General features: G+C 39.0%; 21 protein-coding genes, 1 other RNA gene and 1 pseudogene. 11 read left to right on the top strand and 12 right to left on the bottom strand.

Annotation, left to right across the window (positions count from 1 at the left end; translation table 11 throughout):
* A partial coding sequence (locus B9N66_RS07465; RefSeq protein ID WP_445082233.1) for a DinB/UmuC family translesion DNA polymerase occupies positions 1–410 on the top strand: 410 nt, incomplete at its 5' end.
* A complete protein-coding gene (locus B9N66_RS07460; protein ID WP_087580513.1) occupies positions 400–708 on the top strand; it encodes a YolD-like family protein in 309 nt (102 codons plus the stop codon). The genes B9N66_RS07465 and B9N66_RS07460, both read left to right, overlap by 11 nt.
* A gap of 31 nt (positions 709–739) precedes the next feature.
* Here B9N66_RS07460 and B9N66_RS07455 read toward each other — a convergent pair whose 3' ends face one another.
* The 5 genes from B9N66_RS07455 to B9N66_RS09980 all read right to left on the bottom strand — a co-directional run bounded on the left by B9N66_RS07455 (position 740) and on the right by B9N66_RS09980 (position 6,149).
* A complete protein-coding gene (locus B9N66_RS07455; RefSeq protein ID WP_087580512.1) occupies positions 740–3,181 on the bottom strand; it encodes a molybdopterin-dependent oxidoreductase in 2,442 nt (813 codons plus the stop codon).
* Between the two features lie 21 nt (positions 3,182–3,202).
* Positions 3,203–3,772, bottom strand: a complete 570-nt coding sequence (locus tag B9N66_RS07450) for a hypothetical protein (RefSeq protein ID WP_087580511.1) — start codon at positions 3,770–3,772, stop codon at positions 3,203–3,205.
* Positions 3,773–4,150: 378 nt separating this feature from the next.
* Positions 4,151–4,840, bottom strand: coding sequence for a tetratricopeptide repeat protein (locus tag B9N66_RS07445; RefSeq protein ID WP_087580510.1), 690 nt, complete (start codon positions 4,838–4,840; stop codon positions 4,151–4,153).
* A gap of 20 nt (positions 4,841–4,860) precedes the next feature.
* Positions 4,861–5,775: a pyrroline-5-carboxylate reductase gene (proC, locus tag B9N66_RS07440; protein ID WP_087580509.1), complete on the bottom strand. Its 915-nt coding sequence runs from the start codon at positions 5,773–5,775 to the stop codon at positions 4,861–4,863.
* Entirely contained in the window at positions 5,772–6,149 is a 378-nt protein-coding gene (locus B9N66_RS09980; RefSeq protein WP_257639807.1) for a hypothetical protein, read from the bottom strand. The genes proC and B9N66_RS09980 overlap by 4 nt, the downstream gene beginning before the upstream one ends.
* Before the next feature lie 55 nt (positions 6,150–6,204).
* On the opposite strand from B9N66_RS09980, the gene B9N66_RS09975 reads away from it, so the two are divergent.
* On the top strand, positions 6,205–6,345 hold the full coding sequence (locus tag B9N66_RS09975) for a hypothetical protein (protein WP_257639806.1): 141 nt from the start codon (positions 6,205–6,207) through the stop codon (positions 6,343–6,345).
* Positions 6,346–6,657: 312 nt separating this feature from the next.
* Here the strand turns inward: B9N66_RS09975 and typA are convergent, their stop codons facing one another.
* Positions 6,658–8,460, bottom strand: coding sequence for a translational GTPase TypA (gene typA, locus B9N66_RS07430; protein ID WP_004317297.1), 1,803 nt, complete (start codon positions 8,458–8,460; stop codon positions 6,658–6,660).
* Between the two features lie 1,166 nt (positions 8,461–9,626).
* Here typA and fliK point away from each other — a divergent pair.
* From fliK to B9N66_RS07415, 3 genes and pseudogenes are all read left to right on the top strand, one after another.
* Positions 9,627–10,013 (top strand): annotated as a pseudogene (gene fliK, locus B9N66_RS10140) (flagellar hook-length control protein FliK); the annotation flags it as partial.
* Between the two features lie 8 nt (positions 10,014–10,021).
* On the top strand, positions 10,022–10,729 hold the full coding sequence (locus tag B9N66_RS07420) for a flagellar basal body rod modification protein (RefSeq protein ID WP_021090228.1): 708 nt from the start codon (positions 10,022–10,024) through the stop codon (positions 10,727–10,729).
* A gap of 8 nt (positions 10,730–10,737) precedes the next feature.
* Entirely contained in the window at positions 10,738–12,336 is a 1,599-nt protein-coding gene (locus B9N66_RS07415; protein ID WP_087580519.1) for a flagellar hook protein FlgE, read from the top strand.
* A 45-nt stretch (positions 12,337–12,381) separates the two neighbouring features.
* On the opposite strand, the gene B9N66_RS07410 is transcribed toward B9N66_RS07415, so the two are convergent.
* The gene (locus tag B9N66_RS07410; protein WP_054195859.1) at positions 12,382–12,807 is read right to left on the bottom strand and encodes a hypothetical protein; all 426 of its coding nucleotides are present in this window, start codon (positions 12,805–12,807) and stop codon (positions 12,382–12,384) included.
* Between the two features lie 112 nt (positions 12,808–12,919).
* Between B9N66_RS07410 and ffs the strand changes: the two genes are divergently transcribed.
* Positions 12,920–13,017: signal recognition particle sRNA small type (ffs, locus tag B9N66_RS07405), an RNA gene on the top strand.
* Here the strand turns inward: ffs and B9N66_RS07400 are convergent.
* The 5 genes from B9N66_RS07400 to dnaA form a co-directional block, all read right to left on the bottom strand.
* Positions 13,004–14,239, bottom strand: a complete 1,236-nt coding sequence (locus tag B9N66_RS07400) for an HD domain-containing protein (protein ID WP_087580507.1) — start codon at positions 14,237–14,239, stop codon at positions 13,004–13,006. The two genes, ffs and B9N66_RS07400, sit on opposite strands and share 14 nt — an antisense overlap.
* A complete protein-coding gene (gene queF, locus B9N66_RS07395; RefSeq protein WP_180382087.1) occupies positions 14,239–14,886 on the bottom strand; it encodes a preQ(1) synthase in 648 nt (215 codons plus the stop codon). Before queF ends, B9N66_RS07400 begins: the two co-directional genes overlap by 1 nt.
* A gap of 53 nt (positions 14,887–14,939) precedes the next feature.
* Positions 14,940–17,249: a DNA topoisomerase (ATP-hydrolyzing) subunit B gene (gene gyrB / locus B9N66_RS07390; RefSeq protein ID WP_087580506.1), complete on the bottom strand. Its 2,310-nt coding sequence runs from the start codon at positions 17,247–17,249 to the stop codon at positions 14,940–14,942.
* A gap of 14 nt (positions 17,250–17,263) precedes the next feature.
* The gene (gene dnaN / locus B9N66_RS07385; RefSeq protein ID WP_087580505.1) at positions 17,264–18,337 is read right to left on the bottom strand and encodes a DNA polymerase III subunit beta; all 1,074 of its coding nucleotides are present in this window, start codon (positions 18,335–18,337) and stop codon (positions 17,264–17,266) included.
* Positions 18,338–18,491: 154 nt separating this feature from the next.
* Positions 18,492–19,802: a chromosomal replication initiator protein DnaA gene (gene dnaA, locus B9N66_RS07380; RefSeq protein ID WP_054195855.1), complete on the bottom strand. Its 1,311-nt coding sequence runs from the start codon at positions 19,800–19,802 to the stop codon at positions 18,492–18,494.
* A 122-nt stretch (positions 19,803–19,924) separates the two neighbouring features.
* Here dnaA and ruvC point away from each other — a divergent pair, with 122 nt between their 5' ends.
* The 4 genes from ruvC to B9N66_RS07360 all read left to right on the top strand — a co-directional run bounded on the left by ruvC (position 19,925) and on the right by B9N66_RS07360 (position 22,869).
* The gene (gene ruvC, locus B9N66_RS07375) at positions 19,925–20,404 is read left to right on the top strand and encodes a crossover junction endodeoxyribonuclease RuvC (RefSeq protein ID WP_180382088.1); all 480 of its coding nucleotides are present in this window, start codon (positions 19,925–19,927) and stop codon (positions 20,402–20,404) included.
* A gap of 17 nt (positions 20,405–20,421) precedes the next feature.
* A complete protein-coding gene (locus tag B9N66_RS07370) occupies positions 20,422–21,111 on the top strand; it encodes an MOSC domain-containing protein (protein WP_087580503.1) in 690 nt (229 codons plus the stop codon).
* Positions 21,112–21,245: 134 nt separating this feature from the next.
* The gene (luxS, locus tag B9N66_RS07365; protein WP_072595298.1) at positions 21,246–21,761 is read left to right on the top strand and encodes an S-ribosylhomocysteine lyase; all 516 of its coding nucleotides are present in this window, start codon (positions 21,246–21,248) and stop codon (positions 21,759–21,761) included.
* 1 nt (position 21,762) lies between these two features.
* On the top strand, positions 21,763–22,869 hold the full coding sequence (locus B9N66_RS07360; RefSeq protein WP_087580502.1) for a DNA adenine methylase: 1,107 nt from the start codon (positions 21,763–21,765) through the stop codon (positions 22,867–22,869).
* Positions 22,870–22,873 lie beyond the last annotated feature (4 nt).

The following is a 22,873-nucleotide window of genomic DNA, read 5'->3' as shown; positions in this document are numbered from 1 at the left end:
GACTAGCACTTAGGATGATTAACAAAGAAGTAATGGCGAGCGGAATAACGATAAATATAAAATTTGCCGACAAACTCGAGCCACTACAACGTGCAAGCGTTCGGTTTAAGGCACCAACAAATGTCTCAAGTGTGCTGATGAGTTTGGCCGAAGAGCTACTTTTAAACAAGATAAAAAATGTTGGGCTGATTAGGCAAATTAGCATCAGTGCAAACGGCGTAGTAAAAGAGAACCTAACTCACCAAAGTCTTTTTGAGGATGATACTAAAGAAAAGGCGGTTTTAAAGTCCCTAAATCTCATAAAAGAAAAATTTGGTAAAAACTCGGTTTTAAGAGCTATCGATCTACTACCAGAAGCTACCGGGCAAGATAGAAATAAAAAGATCGGAGGGCACAAAAGTGGCGAGTAAAGATAGAGCAAAAATTTTTAGCTCGTTTAATCCCCTATCAACCTTAGAGCGAGCCCTCCGCCAAAAAGAGCGTGAGAGAAGAGAAAAGCTTGAACTTGATGAAACCATGGTGAATGAGATTTTAAAAAAGATAAGCAGGCTAAGAGCAGCTGATGAAGTATACGTGAGCTACTATGACGGCTATACCTATGCAAGTATTAGAGGGCTAATCTCCGATGTAAATTTCAAAAATAAAACTCTTATGGTTGTAAAAACTAGGATCAAATTTGAAGATATAAATGACCTAAAAATAATTTAGCCCCCAAGCGAGGGCTAAATTTATATAAATTCTACAAAGATTGCAAAATTTTTGGTTTAGAAAACGCGGTGATTGGCTTGATCTCGCCTTTGTATTTTTCTAAATTTACAAGGATCGTGTGTCCGCAGTTGCTTTGCGCGATGCTAGATGTGCCTTTGTCGCGAGTTAGGACATTGACGCAGCCGTGTTTGCAAAGGCTCTTTTCGCCTAGCACTTCAGGATCGTACCACGCACCCTCGCAGATGGCGATAACGTGCTCTGGGATGATGTCAGTGACAAGCGCGCCGACTAAAATTTCGCCCCTGTCGTTAAATACTCTCACCACGTCGCCAGTTGCGATGCCCTTTGCTTTGGCGTCATTTACGTTTATTAGCATTGGCTCTCTAGCGCATACTTCAGCGTAGTTTCTGATTATTGAGTTATTTAGCTGTGAGTGGAGGCGGTATCTTGAGTGTGGGGTTGTGACGCTAAATGGATACTTTTTGGCTTTTTCACTGCCAAGCCACTCAAACGGCTCGATCCAAGCAACGTGTGGCGCAAAGTCTTTGTAGCCAAATTTAGCGATAGTTGGAGAGTAGAGCTCTATCTTGCCAGATGGCGTGCCTAGGCGGTTTTTGTGTGGATTTTCTCTAAAAGCGCTAAGCCTTGTGTAGTATCTGCTCGCTTCGTCATCTTGCTCAAATCTAACATATCCCTCTTTCCAAAACTCATCAAAGCTTGGCATCTTGACATTTATGCCTTTGGCTTGCTCGGCTGCGTCTGCGTAAAATTCTTTCGCCCAGCCAAGCTCATCTTTGCCCTCTGTAAAGACCTCTTCTCTGCCCCAGCGTTTGCAAATTTGTGAGCAGATCCAATAATCACTTCTGCTCTCGCCCATAGGCTCTACGACAGGCTTGTAAGCTACGATATACTCGTTTGTAGGCACGCTTTGGTTGATGTCATTTCTCTCGACTTCAAGGGCTACTGGCAAGACGATGTCGCTTAGTTTTGCTGTGCTTGTCCAAAATGGCTCAGCTGTTATTACGGTGTCAAATTTACGCCACGCTTTTACGGCGTTATTTACGTCTTGATGCCTTGTAAACATCGATCCAGACGCCATGTAAGCCACTCTCATGTGTGGTAGCTTGATCTTTGAGCCGTCATAGTCTATCTCTTTGCCAGGGTTTTGCAAAGCCTCGATCGATCTTGAAGATGGGATGGTGACGTTTTTAAATTTCTTCCAAGGAGCGCCATCTACGTTGTCGTATTTCTCGCTTATGCTAGTGCTGATGCCTTTTAGTGACGGAGCGATCTTGTCTGTAGCGCCATTTGAGTGGTAGAGGTTAAACTCGAAGCCAAGTCCCTCTTTGCCTATCTGACCTAGCATCGCGCTAAGTGTTACGATACCCCAAAAGCTCATCTCGCCGTGATCTTGTCTTTGAAGTGATCTGCCTGCGATGATGACGCTTGGCTCTTTTGCAAGTGCTGTTGCAAATTTTGCGATATCCTCAGCTTTTACTCCGCAAATTTTGCTAGCCCAGTTGATATCTTTGACTACCTTGTCGGTTGTGCCAAGCAGGTAGTCTTTAAATTTATTAAAGCCAACTGTGTATTTTTTGATAAATTCTTCGTCATAAAGCTTGTTTTCATATAGATAGTGGCACATGCCAAGCATCATTGCTACGTCAGTGTTTGGACGAACGATGATAGCTTCAGAGTCAAGGTATCTTGTGGTGTCGTTTTTAAAGACGCAAACGCTATAAGTTTTTATGCCTGCCTCTTTTATCTTTTTGATGCCAAGATAGCCATCATGTGTTGGTGGTTGCCATGAAATTTGATCAGTTACAAGTGGGTCAGTGCCCCAAAATACAACATTTTTAGCGTTTTTAGCGATAGCCTCCCACTTTGTCGGAGCATCATAAACGGCGCTGTTGCCTAGGACGTGAAGCATGATAACAAGGCCAGCACCCGTTGAGTAGTCGCCGCTCTCTTCTACATATCCGCCAAGCACTTTTAGCATCCTGTGACCAACAGTCCTACCCCAGCTGATCTTGCCGCTACCGCCCCACCAGTAGCACTCGCCGTAGATGCTCTCAGGGCCATACTTATCAAAATTTTCTTTTAAGGCTTTTGCTGCTAGATCAAGTGCAGTCTCCCAGTTAACGCGCACAAATTCCTCTTTGCCACGAAGCTCGCTCTTTGCTGCGCCCTTTGCCTTTAGGTAGCTCTTTCTTACGTATGGATAGAGCACGCGGCTTTCGTTTTGGATGAGGTCTGGCAAGCTGTTGTTCATGGTATTTGGGAATTTATCGCCCTCAAATGGATCGACTGAGACGATTTGGTTTGAGTTGGTATTTGCCCAAAATAGGCCAAATCTATTTGCTCCAAAAGTTTTCTTTTGGTCAAAAATGGTTTTTGTCACACCTTCAATCCTGTTCGCTTGTGCCGCAGTGGCTGCAAGTGCAGAAAATTTTATAAAATCTCGTCTTTTCATATTTTCTCCCTTATGAAAAATTTATTTTACTTTTTTGGCATTGTGTTGTAAGTATTTGAGCACTAAATTTAGGTCAGTTTCGTCTAGTGCTACAAATTTTGCATCGACCATTCCAGCTAAATTTGCTGGCCACTGAGCCGCTGTAAAGCTATTTGGCTCATGAAGCCTATGACATGCTGAACAAGTCTCCTCATAAATTTTTTGTGCTTTTGCATAAAGATTTTTTGTATCCCCACCAAGTGCGTCATTTGGCACTTCGTAAACACCCTCTGCTTGGTACCATACTTCGCCATACTCATCTTCAATATCTTTTATTTTTTTAAAATTTGTCCCACTTTCATCATTAAAAGCAATAAAAACTTCCGGATCTTCTATACTTCTTTGAAGCTGGGCTAAATAGTTCGTTGAAACCACACCATTAACCTTTATCTTGCTCGTCTTTTCACCTTTTTCTATAACCTCAACTGGCGTTAAAACTTCGATCTTTCCAATATTTTTACCATCTAGCGTTACATTGGCATCTTTTGCGACGACATCGGCACCAAAGGCAAGACTACAAGCCAAAACTGGAGCGAAAAACAATATTTTCATAATGCAATCCTTAAAGATAAAATTTAAAAAAATTTTATAACCTAAAGGCTTAAAATTATATTGTTATATTTAGCTTTATTTAAGAAAGTTAATATTCATTTTTATTAAAAATAAGATTTTGCAGAAAATTTATCAATGGGTTTTGTTGATTGTTTTGATAGCTAAAAATATAAGCAAACACAAACTCTGTAAAAATTTAATCTTACTTTACTAACCACTATAATGGCAGAGCTTTTATAAACTTAAAAACTTAAATTAGCAAACTTCTTACAGAATTCAAAAATATGCTAAAAGTTACTACTCTAAATTGCTAGCTATGTTAAGACTTCCTAGGGTTTTATTGTTTTAAAATTTTTGTCAAAACGTCTTATTATCAATTTAGCAGCTTTGCTTATTGCCTAGCTCGCACGCCTTTTTTCGCATTTGCTTTGCCTTTTTCGCGTCTTTTTTTACCTGCTCGTATCTGTTTTCGTTGAAATTTCCCTCGTACAGCCACGCCGCCCTCTCGCAGCCGCCTACGTAGCCTAGCTTACACGAGCGCTCGTAATACTCCATCATCTCGCCTATATCACCTCCCGTTCGCTCTATCATCCAGCCCAAGTTGTAGCATCCGGGAGCGTATTTTTTGTTGCATAGGGTATTGTTTATCGCAAACGACTGCACCTCGTCGCCCAGCTCTTCTTGCATGAAATTAGCTAGCGCCAAGCAACCGGGCAAATACTCGTAAAGGACGCAGCTAGCCTTGTAATACGCGCTAATCTTGGTCTCGCGCTCGCTCTTATCCGCGGCTTTTACTAGGTTATTTTTATAAAGTTCGCCCAGATAAAAGCAGCCCTCGCCGTCTCCTTTGGCGCAGGCTAGGCTAAATAGCCCCTCCGCCGCGCCGTAGTCTTGCTTTAAGTTTGCCGCTACCATGCCCGCTTGCACGCACTCTTTGGTGGCGTTTAGGTCGGGATTTTTGCATTTTTTGACCTTTTCTAGCGTATCTGCGGCTAACAATGGCGAAAGGTCCGGCTCGCTAGCGAATAAATTTAACGTCGCAAATAGCGCAAATAATAAATTTTTCATTTTTATCCTTAAAAATTTGCCTAACCCCGCGCTTTGACGATGCAAGCGGCGACGGCATCCATCAAGGCGCCGCGAAATCCGCCCTTTTCAAGCGCGGCAAGTCCCTCGATCGTGGTTCCCGCGGGCGAGCAGACCTCGTCTTTTAGCGCGGCCGGGTGCTTGCCGCTTTGGATCAGACGCGCCGTCCCTTCTACGGCTGCCGCAACGGCGTCGTAGCAAAGCTGCCTAGGCAGTCCGCCCCGCACACCGGCATCGGCCGCAGCCTCGATAAAGGCGCACGCATACGCGGGCAGGCTACCTGCGATGCCCGTAAATGCGGCAAAACCGGTCTCGTCTATCTCGTAAATTTTACCGATTTTTGCGATTATCTCGCGCACGGTCTCTTTCTTGGCCTCGCTAAATCCAGCGTCAAAGCAAAGAGCCGTGGCCGACGCGCCGATGCAAGCGGCGATATTTGGCATCGCGCGAGCGATATAAACGCCCTCGCCTACGATTTGCCTAGCGCGATTTATGTCAAAACCCGGCGCCAAAAGAAGCAAAATTTTGCCCGCAAGCTCGGGCGCGATCAGGCGCAAGATAGCCTCGTAGCTAGCGGGCTTAGTAGCCAGCACGACCGCGTCCGCTTCGCGCGCTAGATCCGTTTCGCTCGCGGCTATTTTTACGCTAAATCTCTGCCGCAAGGCTTCGTTTTTGCTTCTGGCGCAGGCTAGGATTTCAAATTTTGCCTCTTTTTCGCATTCGTACGAGCTCGCGTTTTTATCCGTTTGCGCTAAATTTTCCACCCTTTGCGCCTCGCTACCGCCGCTGGATTTTCGCTCGTCCTCGACCGAGCTTCGCCCCTCGTTAGCTGCGCCGCACTGCGCTCGCCAAAGCGCCTCTATCATCGCGCCGCCCATATTTCCGCCGCCGATGAAGCCTATTTTTACGTTTTTCATTTCGCCGTCTTTTTTAGAGTGCCGATTTTGACCGCTTTGCCCGCGATCGCCGTATTTACCGCCGCGCTATCCGCCCAGATCGCGCCCGTAACCTGCCCAGGCGCCAAGGTATAAACGCCGCCCGTTTGCGCCTCGTCGCTCGCCTTAAACTCGTTGCCCACGACCAGCTCATAAACGACGTTCGTGTCATTTTCAAATTTGATCGCCGCTTTTAGCGTCGGCTCCATTTTCTGTTTAGCTGCGCCCGCGTACTGCTCGAGTATGTTTTTGCTAAGCTTACCGTAGACGTCGCCGTCTGGGCTTAGATATATCCGCACGACGCGCTTGTCCGAGTTTTTGCCGCCCTTTTCGCCCTTGCCGACGCTCACACTCATCTCGTAGGCGGTTTCTCCCGTCGGAAAATCCTTAAATTTAGCGTCAGGGACGAAAATGCGAACGTTGTCCGTTACCGTCTTCGTTTCGTGCGTCTGCGGCGTTATGCCAGTTAGCACGATCGTGGATTTCACATCCGCGCCTTTATCCGAAGCAAGCGTAGAGATCGGCACGCGCGTAAGCAGTGTCGTCTCGTAGCAGCCGCCAAAAATTAACGCTGCGGCGAAAGCGAAGATAAATTTTAGTTTTTTCATCGGTTTCCTTTAAATTTACGCCGATTCTAGCATAAACTAAGCATTTTTGTATTGATTATATTAAAAGTAAAAATAGAAAAGTAAGTATGGTATTTTAAAGCATAAATAGTTTTAAGATTGATAAATTTTAATCGTCTTAAACAAAGCCAACTTAAATAAATAATGCAAAAAATATGAGAAATTTATGTAAATTTTTTGCTGTTTTTAGAGTTTAATTATTAGCCCCTTTACAAAGGGGCTAGATGATAAATTTTGATTAGAGTTTTGCTTTTCTTTTGCGCTCTGTTGGATCTAAATAGCGCTTGCGAACGCGGATATTTATAGGTGTAACCTCGACTAGCTCATCGTCCTCTATCCACTCAAGCGCGCGCTCAAGGCTTAGCTTTCTAGGCGGTACTAGTTTGATCGCATCGTCGCTACCGCTTGCACGCACGTTCGTTAGGTTTTTGCCTTTTATTGGATTTACATCAAGGTCGTTTGGACGGCTGTGCTCGCCGATGATCATGCCCACATAGACTTTTGCTTGTGGATCAAGAAATAGCACGCCACGATCTTGCAAGTTAAATAGCGAATAAGCAAGTGTTACGCCGTTTTCCATAGAAACTAGTGCGCCGTTTGTTCTGTGCTCGACGGTGCCGCTAAGTGGCCTAAACTCCAAAAAGCTATGGTTCATAACGCCCTCACCTTTTGTATCAGTCAAAAACTGGCTTCTAAAGCCGATAAGTCCGCGAGCTGGGATCTCAAATTCGATCCTTGTTTGGCCGTCGCCTGTTGGGTTCATAGAGACCATTTCAGCCTTTCTTTTGCCAAGTTTTTCAATGACTGTGCCTGTCGTATCATCAGGCGCGTCGATCACTAAAAGCTCGTATGGCTCGCACTTTACGCCGTTTATCTCCTTTACGATGACCTCAGGTCTGCCAAGTAAAAATTCATAGCCCTCGCGGCGCATATTTTCAGCCAAAATGGTGATCTGAAGCTCACCACGGCCGCTTACTTTAAATTTGCCCTCGCCGATGTTTTCATACTTCATCGCGATATTTGTCTTCATCTCGTTTGCAAGGCGCTCATCGATCTTGTTTGATGTGACGTGTTTGCCCTCAGTGCCTGCTAGTGGGCCATCATTTACAGAAAATACAACGCTAAGTGTTGGCTCTTCGATATGAAGAGGATCAAGCGGATGAGGGTTGTTTGGATCAACGACGCTATCGCCAACATCAAGCGCGTCAAAGCCAGCGATCGCTACGATGTCGCCAGTGCCAGCCTCGTTTATATCGATCCTGTCAAGTCCCATAAAGCCGATGAGTTTTGAAATTCTACCAGTTGTCTTCGTGCCATCAGCCTTTGCAAGCATGACATTTTGGTTTTTAGCTATCTTGCCGTTAAAAATCCTCGCAATGCCGATCTTGCCGACGTAGTTGTCATAATCAAGCGTGAAAACTTGAAGCTGAAGTGGGTTCTCGTCGCTACCACTTGGAGCTGGTACGTGAGCTAGGATAGTCTCAAAAAGTGGCTGCATATCTTTGTTTTCATCACTTAGTTTTAGCTTTGCGTAGCCATTTTTAGCAGCAGCATAAACGACTGGAAATTCTAGCTGCTCGTCATTTGCGTCAAGTGCGACAAAAAGGTCAAAAATTTCATTTATAACGCGGTCTGGATCGCCTGCAGGCTTATCTATCTTATTTACGACGACGATTGGGCGAAGTCCAAGGGATAGCGCCTTTTTGACGACGAATTTAGTTTGTGGCATAACACCTTCTTGCGCATCGACAAGTAGTAAAACGCCATCAACCATCTTAAGAACACGCTCTACCTCGCCACCAAAGTCGGCGTGGCCCGGGGTGTCAATAATGTTGATCTTTGTATCTTTGTAGCGAATGGCGGTGTTTTTAGAAAGGATCGTGATGCCACGCTCTCTTTCGATGTCGTTGCTATCCATTACGCGCTCGCCAAGGTTTTGATGCTCGTTAAACGTTCCTGACTGCTTCAAAAGCTCATCAACCATTGTTGTTTTACCGTGGTCGACGTGCGCGATGACGGCTATATTTCGTATCTTTTCCAAATGTTTCTCCGTTTATTAGTTTGATATTTTTCGCTTTATCAGTTTTAAAATAGGGGCAGATTATAGCCAAATTTTTATAAATTTTAAGCTGATATCAAGAAATTAATTTTTGGAATAGATTTTGCATGTAAGCGTTAAGTTTTTAAATTTAAAGGGATTAAATGCAAGCTTACACAGCGAAAAACAACGTAGATTTGCTAGCTCCAGCGGCTACTAAAAAGCCTGCGGCTGCGAAGAAGTCTCAAAACAACGGCGAGTTTTTGTCAATGGTTTTGGATGCGGCTGCGAGCAAGGCAAATAGCGGTCAAAAGATCACCGAAAAGGATGTCAAAGAGATAGTAAAAACTGTTGATATCCAAAAAGAGACGATAGAAAAGGCGCAAAACGAAAGCGTGGCAAAAATTTCAGCCGCACTTGAAGAAAATTTGGACGAAGATACAAAAAATGAGCTCTATGAAAATGCAAATTTCATGCAGCTTTTGCAAGTTTTGGAAATTCTAAATGGCAATGAAAAGGTAAGCAAATTTCCAAATTTCAGCGACAAAATAGCAAATTTCTTAAGTGTGCCCCAAAACGTTGAAGAGCTTAGCAACGTTAAAAGCGTTAGTGATCTTATCGACCTTGCTAAGAAATTTGACCTTGGCCTTGAAAATATAGAAATTTCAAATGAAGATGTGCCAAAACTAAACGATATGTTTAAAAATTTGGGCAAGCAGGAATTTTTCACGCCGATAAAGACTGAGGATAAGCCTTTTTACCTAAAAGAGCTAAAAAACGAGGTCGAGCAAACTATCATCAAAAGCGAGCCAAAAGAGGTCGTAAAGCTTGATACTTTGCTAAAAGAGGTTGTAGCAAATCCAACAAATGAAGTTAAAAATTTAGTCAATGAAGAGCCTAAAAAGCTAGATAGCGAAGTAAAGCTTGATGATGAGATAGTGGATGTTGAGCCAGAGGAGCAGCCAAAAGTAAAGGTAAATTTACACGAGCAAAAGGCACAAAAAGCTCCAACTCTTGAGTCGCTACTCTTCCCTGAAAGAGAACAACAAAAAAATGAGAATTTTGAGAGCAAAGAGATATTTAATAGCGATAATAAATCAGAACTAAATCAAATGGTAAAAGATATCGCAAATAGCGCCAAACACCAGCTTCAAACAAAGGCTGAGATAAAAGAGACGCTTAGTAATTTCTCTTCTACACTAAAAGAGCAGGTTCAAAACTACAAAGCTCCGATCACTCGTTTTAACATAACGCTTAATCCACTAAATTTAGGCGAGGTCGAGATCACGATGGTAAATCGTGGCAATAACTTACATGTAAATTTTAACTCAACCACGGCTACGATGAATTTATTTTTGCAAAATCAAGCCGAGTTTAAAAATAGCCTTGTAAATATGGGATTTACCGAGCTTGAGATGAATTTCTCAGATCAAAATCAAAGACAAGATAAAAAAGAACAAGCAAAGAATAAATATAGCTCAAATCAAAGTGATGAGAGCGAAAACACTCAAGCGGAACAAAGCTTGCTTGAGCTAGTAATACCAAGATATATTTAGGAGAGATCATGGCTTCAGTTTCAGATATAACTACACAAACAACACAACAAAAAAATGCCGAGAAAAAAGCAAAAGCAAAGCAAGATGCGGCAGCTGGCACAGGAACTAACCCAAATGCACAGCTAGATAAAGATGCATTTATGAAGCTACTTTTAACAGAGCTTCAGTATCAAGACCCAACAAGTCCTATGGATACTGAAAAGATGCTTACGCAAACTAGCCAGCTAGCATCACTAGAGATGCAACAAAATACAAACTCAGCTATGAAAGAGCTTGTAAATCAGTTAAAATCAAATGCAAATGCCTACGCTATCTCAGCCCTTGGAAAAATGGTCTCAACTGGTTCAAACTCGGTTTTACTAACAGATGAGCAAAAAACTGTAAATTTTGCACTTTATTTTAAATCAGATCTTGCAAATGGTAAGCTTGAAATTAAAAATGCAAATGGAGAGGTCGTTCGTTCAATCGATATAAAAGATCTAAAATCAGGAGTTCGCAGAATATCTTGGGATGGCAAAGATGATTCTGGAAAACAATTACCAAACGGCGCATATACAGTCTCTGTTAATTACACTGGAAAAGATGGTAATTCATACAAGACTCAAGTAGGTAGCTATCCGGTTGAAGCAGTAAAATTTGTAGATGGTAAAGCCATGATAAAAATCGCAGGTGAATATGTCCCAATGGATAAAATATCTGAATTTTACGAAGGATAAAAGCCATGATGAGAGGTTTTTACAACGGAATTAGTGGCATTAAAACACAAAGCTTTGGCATGGATGTTTGGGCAAATAATATCTCAAATATCAACAACGTAGGTTTTAAAGCTTCAATCCCTGAGTTTAAAAATTTAATCAATCAACATATGGCTTCTGCTGGAAGTGGTCCAACTAACAATCAAGTAGGTCTTGGAGCTACGAAACAAACGACAGCTTTAAAGATGACAAATGGTAGTTTTCAAAATACTGATAATAACTTCGACCTAGCCATAGGCGGTAAAGGCTTTTTTGGTGTCGTTGATAAAAATGGTAGAAACTACTACACAAGAACAGGTAGCTTTGATATAGATGGGGCTGGAAATTTAGTAGATAATAAAGGCAACTTGCTTCTTGGTACGTTAACAAGTTTTACTCCAGTCACTCCAAGTGCTAATGCTCTTAGAAAATATGGTCAAACAAAAGGTACCACGCAGGCATTTACTGCAAAAGAAGAAGATCTAAAACTAGGTGATACTGGCTCACAAAAAGGTATAAATTTACCTCATTTTTTATATATGCCAGCCAAGCAAACAAAAAATATAAATTTAAAAGGTAACCTAGACTCAAGTCTTATAACAGATAAGCGAACAACAGCCATTGATGCGGCAAATTTTAACTATACACTCGATAATACAAACAAAACTATCTCACTAAATGGGCAAATCCCACTAAGTCAGACAAGATTTGGTACAAAAGCAGGTGATAGCGTAGTGGTAAAAGTAAAAGATGGTGATGGTAAATTTAGTGAGTTTTCAACCACGCTAGAGAGCGATGGTAGCTGGCATATAAACAATAAAAGCTTAAAATTTATGAATTTTGCTAGCTTAGATGTAAAAGCTGAAGTTACATCACTAGTTGAAGTAGCTAATAAAGAAAAACTAAGCTCAGAGATATATAACAGTGATGGTACAAAGAGCTTAGTAACTATAAATTTTACAAAGCAAATCCCTCAAGGTGGCAATCAAACTACCTGGAATGCCACAGCTACGATAACTGATGCTAATGGTGTTGTGCAAAATACATCTATGGGAACACTTACTTTTGATGGTAGCGGTAGGCTTGTTACAAATACATTAACAAGCGTTGGAAACGTAGCTTTAAATTTTCTTGGCGATGGAGATGCGAATGTCTATAATGGCATAACAAGCTCGGCTAATTCAAAAAAAGACTTCGTCATAAAAGCAGATGGCTATGCCGAGGGAAATCTCACAAAATACAGCGTCGATGACCGTGGTAATATCATGGCAAATTTTGATAATTCTCGTTCACTTATCGTAGCAAAAGTAGCACTTTATCACTTCCAAAACGACCAAGGTGTGGCAAAAGTGGGTGATAATCTCTATGAAGCAACTCCAAATTCAGGCGAAGCATTTTTTTACAAAAATAAAGCTGGTGAGACCATTTATGGAGCACAAATTTTAGCAAACAAGCTTGAGATGAGTAACGTCGATCTTGGTCAAGCGCTAAGTGAGGTTATAGTCACACAAAAGGCTTATGAGGCTAGTGCAAAAAGTATCACAACAAGTGATGAGATGATCCAGACTGCTATTCAGATGAAGAAATAATTTTTATACTAGTTGATGATTAAAAATTTAAAATGAATGATAATTTTAAGAATAGAGTTTGACTTCGTTTATTAAAAACTCATAAACTCTTTGCTGAACTAAAATTTCTTCCTCACAGCCACTCATCAAGCGACGAAGGTGAGAAAAATCTATCTTTTTGGCGTATCTTTTGTGATCTTTTAGGTCTTTATCAATGCTTAAAAGTAGTGCATCAAGTGTGATCCTATCGTTTCTTTTAACTCTTGCTACATACTCTCTAACAGTTTGGATCAAAAAGTCTTTTCTAGTTTGGTCATTTTCATAAATTTCATTTGTAATGTCATTTAAAACAAAAAAATCATCTTCGTCTGGGTCAAATTTAGCAGAGATCATAGCGGCAAAAATTTTTGCACGAAATTCTAAAGATTTGTGATGATAGATAAAAAAATCTCTAAAAGCTGATAAAAAACGAAGTTTAAACTTTCCAGACATTACTCTACTTTTTATGAAATTTGGGCTGATTATATACTTTTAAAGCTAAATTTTTAAAAATGTAACTATAAAACAAAATTTAAGTATAGTTTCTGTATGATTGCGAAGCTCCTTCTTAGACCTGTGCAATGCTTTTTATGAGCACCGCTTCAGGGTGGGAACACAGCAGAGCACTTGTATTAAGTGTGTGCCGCAGTTATCTGAGAGGGGGTCTTTCTAAACCAAAATGCTCATTAAAATCATCGCAAATTTCTAAAAAATCCACTCCATCAATCTTAGGTTTTTCACTAAAAAATTTATACATATTATTAAAGCCATCGGTTAGCTCTTTTGACTTGACGCCGTAGCTTATAGAAATTCCAGCTTCTATGTAAGCTGAGAGCTTGTCGCAGTATTTTAGCGCTTTGCCGTCGATCGGGTTAAATTTATCCTCATTTACGTTCTCCATTGTCCCTTCATGGCAGATGATCTTGCGCTCATATGTTCTATTTTCAAACTCATCTTTTATAAATTTCTCGCCATCTTTTCTGATGCCAAGGATGTAGCTAAACTCATCTTTTATTTTTTCGGGTACAAATGGCAAAATCCTCTCATCAATAAGCCTCATCTCATACTCGCTGATGATCTCATTTAGCCCTTTTACACCGTATTTCACAGGGCTTATGATATCTCTTGTGAGGCTCTCTGGTAGGTCGTGAAATAGTGCGCAAAAGAAGTTATTTTCTAAACGTTTTTTGCAAGCTTTTGCTTTGAGTGAGTAAAAATAACTAAGTATCGCAACAACCAGCATATGTCCTAAGACCGCAGTTTCAGGGATGCGAGGTGTTTGTGCCCAGCGCTTTTGAAACCTTAACCTGCCACTAAGATCAACTAGGCGGGCTAATTTTTGATTCATAGCAATCTTTCTAACGCCTATTAACTCGTAATAATCCTCCATCTCCTCCTCAACCTTCGCCTTAAGCTCGTCGATATCGCTTAAAAACTGGCTCGTTTGATAGACTATGGAAAATTCCCACCTCGTGGCAAGATAGCTGGCTGCTTTTAGGATGAGGCGCTCTTTTTCATGCTTTTTATCATTTTTAAAGTGGTTTTTAAATCTCTCTAAAAACTTACCATCTTCTATTTCTGAGATCAGCTCCTCTAGGTTGTTTAAGACCCAGCTATTTATCTGCTCTTTTTTTGTCTTTTGTATGTGATGAAAGACATCTGGACGTATGTCAGTGACTACGACCCTACTTAAAAACTCAAAAATTCCAGCCTCAATGATATAGTTCATATCGGCGTCTTGCTCTTGTTTTGCTATGAAATAAGCGATAATAAATTTATGAGCCTGCTTATCAAGCTCGACTAAATTTGCCATCTTTGGATAGTCGTTCCAACGTGATATAGATGCTGCTTTAAAGATATGTTCTATAAGCTTAGCACTTATCATTATTTATCCTTTTTGACTACTTTTGGCTTCTTATCATCGGCATAGCTTATCTTTCTAAAGCCATCTTTATTTGAGCTTCTTCTTGGTTTGTCATCTTTTTTAAATTTATCATCTCTGCCACCTCTGCTGCCAGTGCCTCTACTGCTACCACGATCGCTTGTATTACGTCTTTCGCGTGGCTTGTCGCCAAAGCTGCTTCTTTCTCTAGTTCTTGGAGTAAATTCTTTCTCTTCAGCTGGCTTTTTCACCACTAGATCAGAGCTGATCTCGATAACTGTATGGACATTTCCACGTGGGTTAAAGTCGCCAACTATTTTCATAAATTTTGGCTCTAGTTTTTTCTCTAAAACAGAGTAAATTTCATTTATACTATCTTCGTGGCTGATATTGCGGTTCATAAAGCTATTTATATAAAGCTTTATCGCTTTTAGCTCAACAACAAGCTTGTTTGGTATGTACTCAAGATATATCGTCGCAAAGTCAGGATAACCAGAACGAGGGCAAAGGCAGCAAAATTCAGGCAGAGTGATCTTTATGACATAGTCCCTTGTTTGCTTATTTTCCCAGACCTCAAGGTCACTCTCTACGTCAAATTCTTTCAAAATTTTCTCACCATATTTCATCTCTAACTTTAGATCTTCGCTCATTTTTTATCCTTTATATTTTTGCTAACTAGGTCAAATTTAAATTTGATCACCTTTTAAATATCCAAGTGTTTAACGTCTTTTGCGTGGTCTTGGATGTAGTTTCTTCTTGGCTCGACCTCATCGCCCATAAAGAGATTAAACGTGTCAGAAGCGCTTATAGCGTCGTTTATATCGATCTTTAAAAGTCTTCTATTCTCAGGGTTCATAGTTGTCTCCCAAAGCTGCTCTGGGTTCATCTCACCAAGACCTTTGTAGCGCTGGATATATGCACCTTTTTTCGCATTTTTTTCTACTTCATCAAGCACGTCTATAACGTCACTATGCAAGTCTAGGCCATGCTCTTTTATCTTTTGGCTGATGTAAAGCGCCTCTTCATAAAGTGGGTTTGTGAATAAATTTTCATTTACTACAAGCTCTTCTAGGCCGCTTTCAGTTTGCACATAAATTCTAATCTCATCTTCGCTAACGTAGTGGTTTAGGATGTTATGACCCTCAGCTTTTAAGAAATTCTTTAAAATTTCAAAAATTTCATTGTAGCTTTTTGAGACGATGTCTGGATTTTCTATCATATAGCGGATCGCTGAAAGGACGTTAAAGCGTTTTTCAAGCTCTTTTAAGACACTTCTATAAGCTGCAACGATCTTTAAAAAATCAATCAAATCAGCACTGCCGATACCCTCTATATCAACACCTTCTATGCCAGTTTCGATAAGAAATTCGTTTAATGCCTTTTCATCTTTTAGATAAATTTCTTTCTTACCTTTTTTATAGCGGTAAAGTGGCGGCTGAGCTAGGTAGATGTGGCCGTTTTCTACAACTTTATTTAAAAATCTAAAGAAGAAGGTCAAAAGCAGTGTCTGGATGTGGCTACCATCGACGTCGGCGTCGGTCATAATGATGATCTTATGATATCTAAGCTTCTCAGCGTCAAATTCATCTCCGATGCCGCAACCTAGAGCTGTTATCATATTTTTTATCTCGTCAGACTTTAAAATTTTATCTAGTCTTGCCTTTTCAACGTTTAGAATTTTACCCTTAAGCGGCAATATCGCTTGAAAAACTCTATCACGTCCTTGCTTTGCAGAACCGCCCGCAGAGTCGCCCTCCACTAAGTATAGCTCGCTGATGACTGGGTCTTTGCTCTGACAATCAGCTAGTTTACCAGGGAGTGTACCTACGCTCATACTCTCTTTTTTACGAGTTAGATCCCTAGCTTTTTTAGCGGCTTCTCTACCACGAGCTGCCATTAGAGCTTTATCCATTATCGCTCTTGCTTCGATAGGATTTTCTTCAAAATACTTTGTAAGCACGTCAAAAACCATCTTTTGAACGATAGGTTTTACGTAGCTAGAACCTAGTTTACCCTTTGTTTGTCCCTCAAACTGCGGCTCTGGCACTTTTACGCTCACAACTGCGATAAGTCCCTCGCGGATATCTTCACCAGTTATCTTTGTATCTTTTTCACGTGCAGCAGCATTTGCTTGAACGTAGTTTGTGATAACTCTTGTAAGGCCAGCTCTAAATCCAGCTTCGTGTGTACCGCCATCTGGAGTTTTGATGTTATTTACAAAGCTTAGTAAATTTTCACTATAAGTGTCGTTGTAAAGTAATGCAAAATCAACCATAACATCATCTTCGCCGCCGCTAAATGAGACAGCTTTGCTAACAGGATTTGCCTTGTTCATATCAGTTACAAAGCTCTCAAGTCCACCCTCAAAATGAAAACTCTCACTTCTGCCATTTCTTTGATCTTTAAAATTTATAGTTATCTTTGGGTTTAGATAGGCTAGCTCGCGAAATCTCTTTACTAAAATTTCGTCATCAAATTCAGTCACTTCAAATATGCTATCATCTGGCCAAAATTCGACTTGTGTGCCTGTGCGGTTTGTAGTTTTTATAACTTCAAGATCGCTTTGTGGGATACCTTTTGCAAATTCTTGTCTGTGAAGCTTGCCATCACGTTTGATATTTACGACTAGTTTTTTAGAAAGGGCATTTACGACAGATACACCAACGCCGTGAAGACCGCCAGAGACCTTATAAGTATCTTTGTCAAATTTACCACCAGCGTGAAGTACAGTTAAAACAACAGTCGCAGCTGAAATTTTCTCAGTCGGGTGCATATCTACTGGGATACCACGGCCATTATCGCTAATGATCGCTGAGCCCTCACGTGTAAGCTCAACATCTATCGTATCACAATATCCTGCCATCGCTTCGTCGATAGAGTTATCAACGACTTCGTAGATCATATGGTGAAGACCGCTTATGTTAGTATCGCCTATATACATGCCTGGGCGCTTCCTGACCGCCTCAAGACCTTTTAGTACTTTGATATTTTCTGCGCCGTAATTATTTTCCATAATCTTGCCTTATCTTATAAATTTATCGGCATTATTACTGTTGTTAATTCTTTTGAATTTACAACAAATGCTAGTGAGCTTTCATTAAATCCAAGCTCAAAATTTTCATCCTCGATGCTACTTAAAAAGTCAAGTAGATATCTATTTTTTATACCTATGAAAAATTCATCTCCAAGCTCTAAACCAGTTTGATAATCTATCGTAGTTTTTGCTTCAGAGTTATCTTCTATAACACTTTCAAATGTTATGTTATCTTTTGAAAAAGTTATTTTCATTGTATCACTTAGCATTGAGATAGTTTTTATACCATCTATCATCTTATCTCTACTTAATTGAAGTCTTTTTCTTACTTCTTTTGGTATGACACGTTCATAGTCTGGAAATTTACCATTTATAAGTTTTGTGAAAAATTCAAAATTTTGGCTTTGAGCGATTAAGATATTCTCATCATAATAAATTTCTATCTTGTCAAAAAATAGTTTTTGTATTTCATTGATAGCTTTTTTAGGGATTATAAGTGAAAATTCTTTTTCAGTTGGTGTTTGAAATTTAAATACACTAAGTCTTCTTGTGTCAGTGCCGACTATATTTATAAAGTCTTGTTTAATATCAAGGAATGCACCATTTAGTTCAAATTTTGGGTTATTACTATCAATACTTGGTAAAATTTTCTTTAAACTTCTTCCTAACATAACAGCATCAACATCAAATTTTGATTTACCCTCAATCGTTGGAAATTCTGGAAAATCTTCAAATTTATACATTGGAAGTTTGTATTTTGAGTTTTTTTGTTTTATATAAAGATAGTTATTTACAGTTTCCAACATCACTTCTTCGTCTTTTAGACTTTTTATAATGTCAAGTAGTTTTTTACCATTTGCAGTTGCATAACCTTGATCAACAATTTTTACATTACTTAACTTATATGCTAATCCTATCTCATGATCAGTTGCTTTTATATTTAAAACCCCATCTTTTGCTGAGATATAAATGTGAGAAGTTATAGCACTAAGATCTCTTTTTTCAAGATATGGGTTTGTATTTGTTACTATGCTTTCAAGCATATTTTTGTTTATTAAAACTTTCATTAAAAACTTCCTTCTATTTTTAAATTTAATTTTTTTGTTTTAGTAGGTGATGTTAAAAAGTGAAAAGTGCTTTCAAACACCGAAATACAGCTATTTGAAATGTGAAAAATTATATTTTCTTTTTCACATTTATTCACAAATTTCATATTGTATTTTATCCTTTTGTCAAAATTTTGTTTTTTAATTCAGTAACTTTTAGACTAAAAATTTCATTAGTTTGTATTAGCTCATTTATCTTTTTAATATTATGGCTAACTGCACTGTGATCTTTCATGCCAAAATAGTTTGCAATTTGTGGCATTGAGTTTGTTGTAAGCATCTTTGCAAGATATATGATGATTCGTCTTGCTTCTACGATATTTGTAACTCTTGATTTGCTTTTTATATCACTTTGTTTGATATTTAGCTCTTTACTAACTATTTCAACGATAGTATCGAAATTTATATTTTCACGTTTTTCTTTGATTAAATCTTTTAATATACTTTTTGCAAGATCAAGTGTGATCTCTTCTTTCATAAGAGTTTTAAATACGTTTAAATTTATGATAGCTCCCTCGATCTCACGGATATTATCTCCCATGTTTGTAGCTATGTAGTTTATGACCTCTTTATTTAGATCTATTTTATCAAATTCACATTTTTTGATGATGATGGCTATTTTTGTATCAAGTTCAGGCGGCGTAATATCAGCCATAAAAGCCTTATCAAATCTTGAAATCATCCTATCCTCAAAGCCTTTTAGTGTTTTTGGAGGTCGATCTGAAGTCATAACTATTTGACCATTTTTTGCTAAAAGTTCATTATATGTGTTGAAAAATTCCTCTTGGATTTTATCAGTTTTACCAAGAAACTGTACATCGTCTATTAGTAAAACGTCGCAGTTTCTATATTTTTCACGAAATTTTGGCATTGAGTGATTATTTATGTGACTGGTAAAATCTATCATAAATTGTTCGCTAGTTACACAAATAACGGTTTTTCCTTTATTTAGGCAGTGATTTCCGACTGACTGGAGTAAGTGAGTCTTGCCAAGTCCCGTGGTGCCATAGATAAAAAGTGGATTATAAAGTACGCCAGGTTTTTCAGCAGCTGCTTTTGCGCTTAAAAATGCGTATTGATTTGATGCACCGCAGACAAAATTTTCAAATGTGTAGCTTGGATTTAAAATGCTACTTTGTGTTTTTATTTGTTTGACATTTATTTGATTTTGTTTTGATACCTTGCTACTTTTAGTAGATGAAATTTCAATATTTGGCTTTATCCCTGTTCTAACTTCATATAGATGAGCGATCTTATCAGCATATCTTGTATTTATAAATTTAGCCATTAACTCATTTGGTGCAGTGAATACTATAATATGATCGTCTGAAGCCTTTTCGTTAAATTTTAATTGTTTGATATAACTTTGGTATTCTTCAGGTGAAATTTGTGTTGAAAGATTTTCTAAAATTTCGTCTGCTATCAAATTTTTATGCCTTAAATTTCGAGAATTTTTATAGTGATACTATCTTAATTTTAATAAAACCTTTGTTAAACTCTGACAAACTTTTTCACATCGTGAAAAAGTCGTGAAAAAGTATTGAAAAGATAGTGATGAAAATTTTAGGAATTGATCCAGGCACGAAGAATTGTGGTTATGCAATACTTGAAAAAAATAAATTTAAAACTACTCTTCTTGAAGCAGGACTCATAAAAATAAAACCAAACACACTTCAGTATCAGATTACCGAGCTTTGCGAGGGGCTTGATCTCATCTTTAAAAATCATAAATTTGACGAGGTTGCGATCGAAGATATATTTTTTGCTTACAACCCAAAAACGGTTTTAAAGCTCGCTCAGTTTCGTGGAGCACTTAGCCTTAAAATTTTACAGCTTCATGGTGATTTCGCCGAATACACACCGCTTCAGGTGAAAAAAGCTGTCACTGGCAAGGCCAAAGCTGATAAAGAGCAAGTGGCGTTTATGGTGAAGAAAATTTTAGGTATAAACAAAGAGATAAAACCACTTGATATCACCGATGCGATCGCGATCGCGCTAACTCACGCAAATAATTTAAGAATAAGCTAAATTTTGACAGGAAAAATATGGCAATAGTAAAAGCATTATTAATCGGCGAGGTAAAAAACTATGGCTCGCAAAGTGCGACTGACAAGCTAAATACACCTTGGAGCTCAGCTATATTTAAAGTAGCTCAAAATGGTGAAATTTTTGCAAATGAGCTTGGCTTTGTGGGCGATAGCGTCGCTGATACGAAGCATCATGGCGGCCCAGAAAAAGCTATATTTGCAAATTCGTTTTCAAACTATGCTCAGTGGGAGAAATTTTTAGGATTTAAAAATATGGCTTACGGAGCTATGGGTGAGAATTTGTGCATTGATGGGCTTGACGAGAGCAATGTCTGCGTGGGCGATATCCATAAGGTCGGCTCACTAGTCCTTCAAGTATCGCAGCCAAGAAAGCCATGCTTTAAGCTCTCAAGAAGATGGGGCAATGAAAATATGGCTACTCACATCTTTGAAACAGGCCTTACAGGCTGGTACTACCGCGTAATAACACCAGGATCGTGTAAAGTGGGCGACGTAATAGAAGTTGTAGAAAAAGATCCAGTTCATATGAGCATTTTAGAGATAAACAGGCTCTTTTACTCGCCAAATAAAAATTTAAATTTACTTGAGAAATTTAACTCTCTTACCACTCTTCCAAAAAGTTGGTATGGTGACATGGAAAGACGTATTCAAGGTATTTATAGTACGGAATATATGAGAAATTTATAATATTAAGTAAAATTTTTATTATTTTAATACCCACAAACATTCAAATATTACAAGGCTTATGTAAAATTTTATATGAGCCTTTAAATTTTAAACATTTTTTACGCTAGAATTACCAAAAATTTAAAGGAGAATATATGCCACTACTTGATAGTTTTTGTGTAGATCATGTAAAAATGCAAGCCCCAGGAGTAAGACTAGCAAAAAGTATGAAAACGCCAAAGGGCGATGATATCAGCGTTTTTGACTTGAGATTTTGCAAGCCAAATGAAGAAATTTTGCCAGAAAAGGGCACTCACACTTTAGAGCACCTATTTGCTGGCTTTATGAGAAACCATCTAAACGGCAACGGCGTAGAGATCATTGACATTTCGCCGATGGGCTGTAGGACTGGCTTTTATATGAGTGTCATTGGCACACCTAGTGAAGAAGCCGTAAAAAAGGCATGGCTTGCTTCTATGAAAGACATCTTAGAGGTCAAAGACCAAGATAAAATCCCAGAGCTAAATAAATTTCAATGTGGCACTTACAAGATGCACTCACTTGATGAAGCTCATGCCATAGCAAAGAAAATTCTTGATCTTGGTTTAGTCATCATAAATAACGATGAGATCAAGCTTGATGTTGATGCTATGGGACTAAAAAAGCACTGATTTGAAGCCAGTAAAACAAGAAAATCAAGCCTATCTAAAAGAGCAAATTTTAACCTATCTTGGTAACAAGCGCTCTCTTTTAGGCTTTATAGATCTAGGCGTAAAATACGCAAAAGACGAGCTTAAAAAAGAGAAGCTTAGCTGCTGTGATCTCTTTAGTGGAAGTGGCGTGGTGGCTAGATTTTTAAAGCAAAATAGCGAATTCCTAGTCGCAAACGACTTGGAACTTTACAGCTTCATCACAAACTCATGCTATTTGCAAAACGCCACAAATGAGCTAATAGATGAGATAAATTTCTGGCAAAAAAGACTTGAAAAAGAGATAGAAGATAATCTTTCTGAAGGCTTTATAACAAGGCTTTATGCCCCGCAAGATGATAAAAATATCGCTTTTGGCGAGCGGGTCTTTTACACAAGAAAAAATGCTATCTTCATTGACACTGCTAGAAGGCTTATAGATGAGCTAATGCCGGCTGAGATGAGAAAATTTTTCATAGCTCCACTTCTTTATAATGCAAGCGTGCATGCAAATACAAGTGGAATTTTTAAAGGTTTTCATAAAAATAAAGAGGGTATCGGTCAGTTTGGTGGACGAGGGCAAAATGCCATATCAAGGATCACTTCTGATATAAATTTGACTAAGCCTATTTTTTCAAATTTTAGTGTGCCTTTTGAGGTCTATCAAAAGGACGCAAATTTGCTCGCAAAAGAACTTGACGACCTTGATCTAGTCTATCTTGATCCACCTTATAATCAGCACCCATACGGCTCAAACTACTTCATGCTAAATCTCATCGCAAGCAACACTGAGCCAAGTAAAATTTCAAAAGTTTCAGGCATTGCAAAGGACTGGAACAGATCAGTCTTTAATAAAAAATCATCAGCAAGCGAGGCATTTTTCGAGTTGATAGCAAATTTAAAGGCAAAATTTGTACTAATTTCGTTTAACTCAGAGGGCTTTATCAACCAAGATGAATTTGATCAAAATCTAAATAAAATGGGCAAGGTTCAACTATTGCGCCAAAAGTATAACGCCTACCGTGGCAGCAGAAATTTAAAAGCTAGAAACATCCACGTAGACGAGCTTCTTTACGTTTTACAAAAGTAAATTT

This window comes from Campylobacter concisus, assembly GCF_002165775.1.
Lineage (GTDB): Bacteria > Campylobacterota > Campylobacteria > Campylobacterales > Campylobacteraceae > Campylobacter_A > Campylobacter_A concisus_E.
Note: the sequence above shows the minus strand (reverse complement) of the source record. Positions and strands in the feature narration are given on the sequence as shown.

What these genes read in the sequence shown, in the direction of transcription:
- B9N66_RS07455 (WP_087580512.1), bottom strand. Translation starts at nt 3,181, where the DNA reads ATGAAAAGACGAGATTTTATAAAATTTTCTGCACTTGCAGCCACTGCG.
- B9N66_RS07450 (WP_087580511.1), bottom strand. Translation starts at nt 3,772, where the DNA reads ATGAAAATATTGTTTTTCGCTCCAGTTTTGGCTTGTAGTCTTGCCTTT.
- B9N66_RS07445 (WP_087580510.1), bottom strand. Translation starts at nt 4,840, where the DNA reads ATGAAAAATTTATTATTTGCGCTATTTGCGACGTTAAATTTATTCGCT.
- proC (WP_087580509.1), bottom strand. Translation starts at nt 5,775, where the DNA reads ATGAAAAACGTAAAAATAGGCTTCATCGGCGGCGGAAATATGGGCGGC.
- B9N66_RS09980 (WP_257639807.1), bottom strand. Translation starts at nt 6,149, where the DNA reads ATGAGTGTGAGCGTCGGCAAGGGCGAAAAGGGCGGCAAAAACTCGGAC.
- B9N66_RS09975 (WP_257639806.1), top strand. Translation starts at nt 6,205, where the DNA reads ATGCGAACGTTGTCCGTTACCGTCTTCGTTTCGTGCGTCTGCGGCGTT.
- B9N66_RS07420 (WP_021090228.1), top strand. Translation starts at nt 10,022, where the DNA reads ATGGCTTCAGTTTCAGATATAACTACACAAACAACACAACAAAAAAAT.
- B9N66_RS07415 (WP_087580519.1), top strand. Translation starts at nt 10,738, where the DNA reads ATGAGAGGTTTTTACAACGGAATTAGTGGCATTAAAACACAAAGCTTT.
- B9N66_RS07410 (WP_054195859.1), bottom strand. Translation starts at nt 12,807, where the DNA reads ATGTCTGGAAAGTTTAAACTTCGTTTTTTATCAGCTTTTAGAGATTTT.
- B9N66_RS07400 (WP_087580507.1), bottom strand. Translation starts at nt 14,239, where the DNA reads ATGATAAGTGCTAAGCTTATAGAACATATCTTTAAAGCAGCATCTATA.
- queF (WP_180382087.1), bottom strand. Translation starts at nt 14,886, where the DNA reads ATGAGCGAAGATCTAAAGTTAGAGATGAAATATGGTGAGAAAATTTTG.
- gyrB (WP_087580506.1), bottom strand. Translation starts at nt 17,249, where the DNA reads ATGGAAAATAATTACGGCGCAGAAAATATCAAAGTACTAAAAGGTCTT.
- dnaN (WP_087580505.1), bottom strand. Translation starts at nt 18,337, where the DNA reads ATGAAAGTTTTAATAAACAAAAATATGCTTGAAAGCATAGTAACAAAT.
- B9N66_RS07370 (WP_087580503.1), top strand. Translation starts at nt 20,422, where the DNA reads ATGGCAATAGTAAAAGCATTATTAATCGGCGAGGTAAAAAACTATGGC.
- luxS (WP_072595298.1), top strand. Translation starts at nt 21,246, where the DNA reads ATGCCACTACTTGATAGTTTTTGTGTAGATCATGTAAAAATGCAAGCC.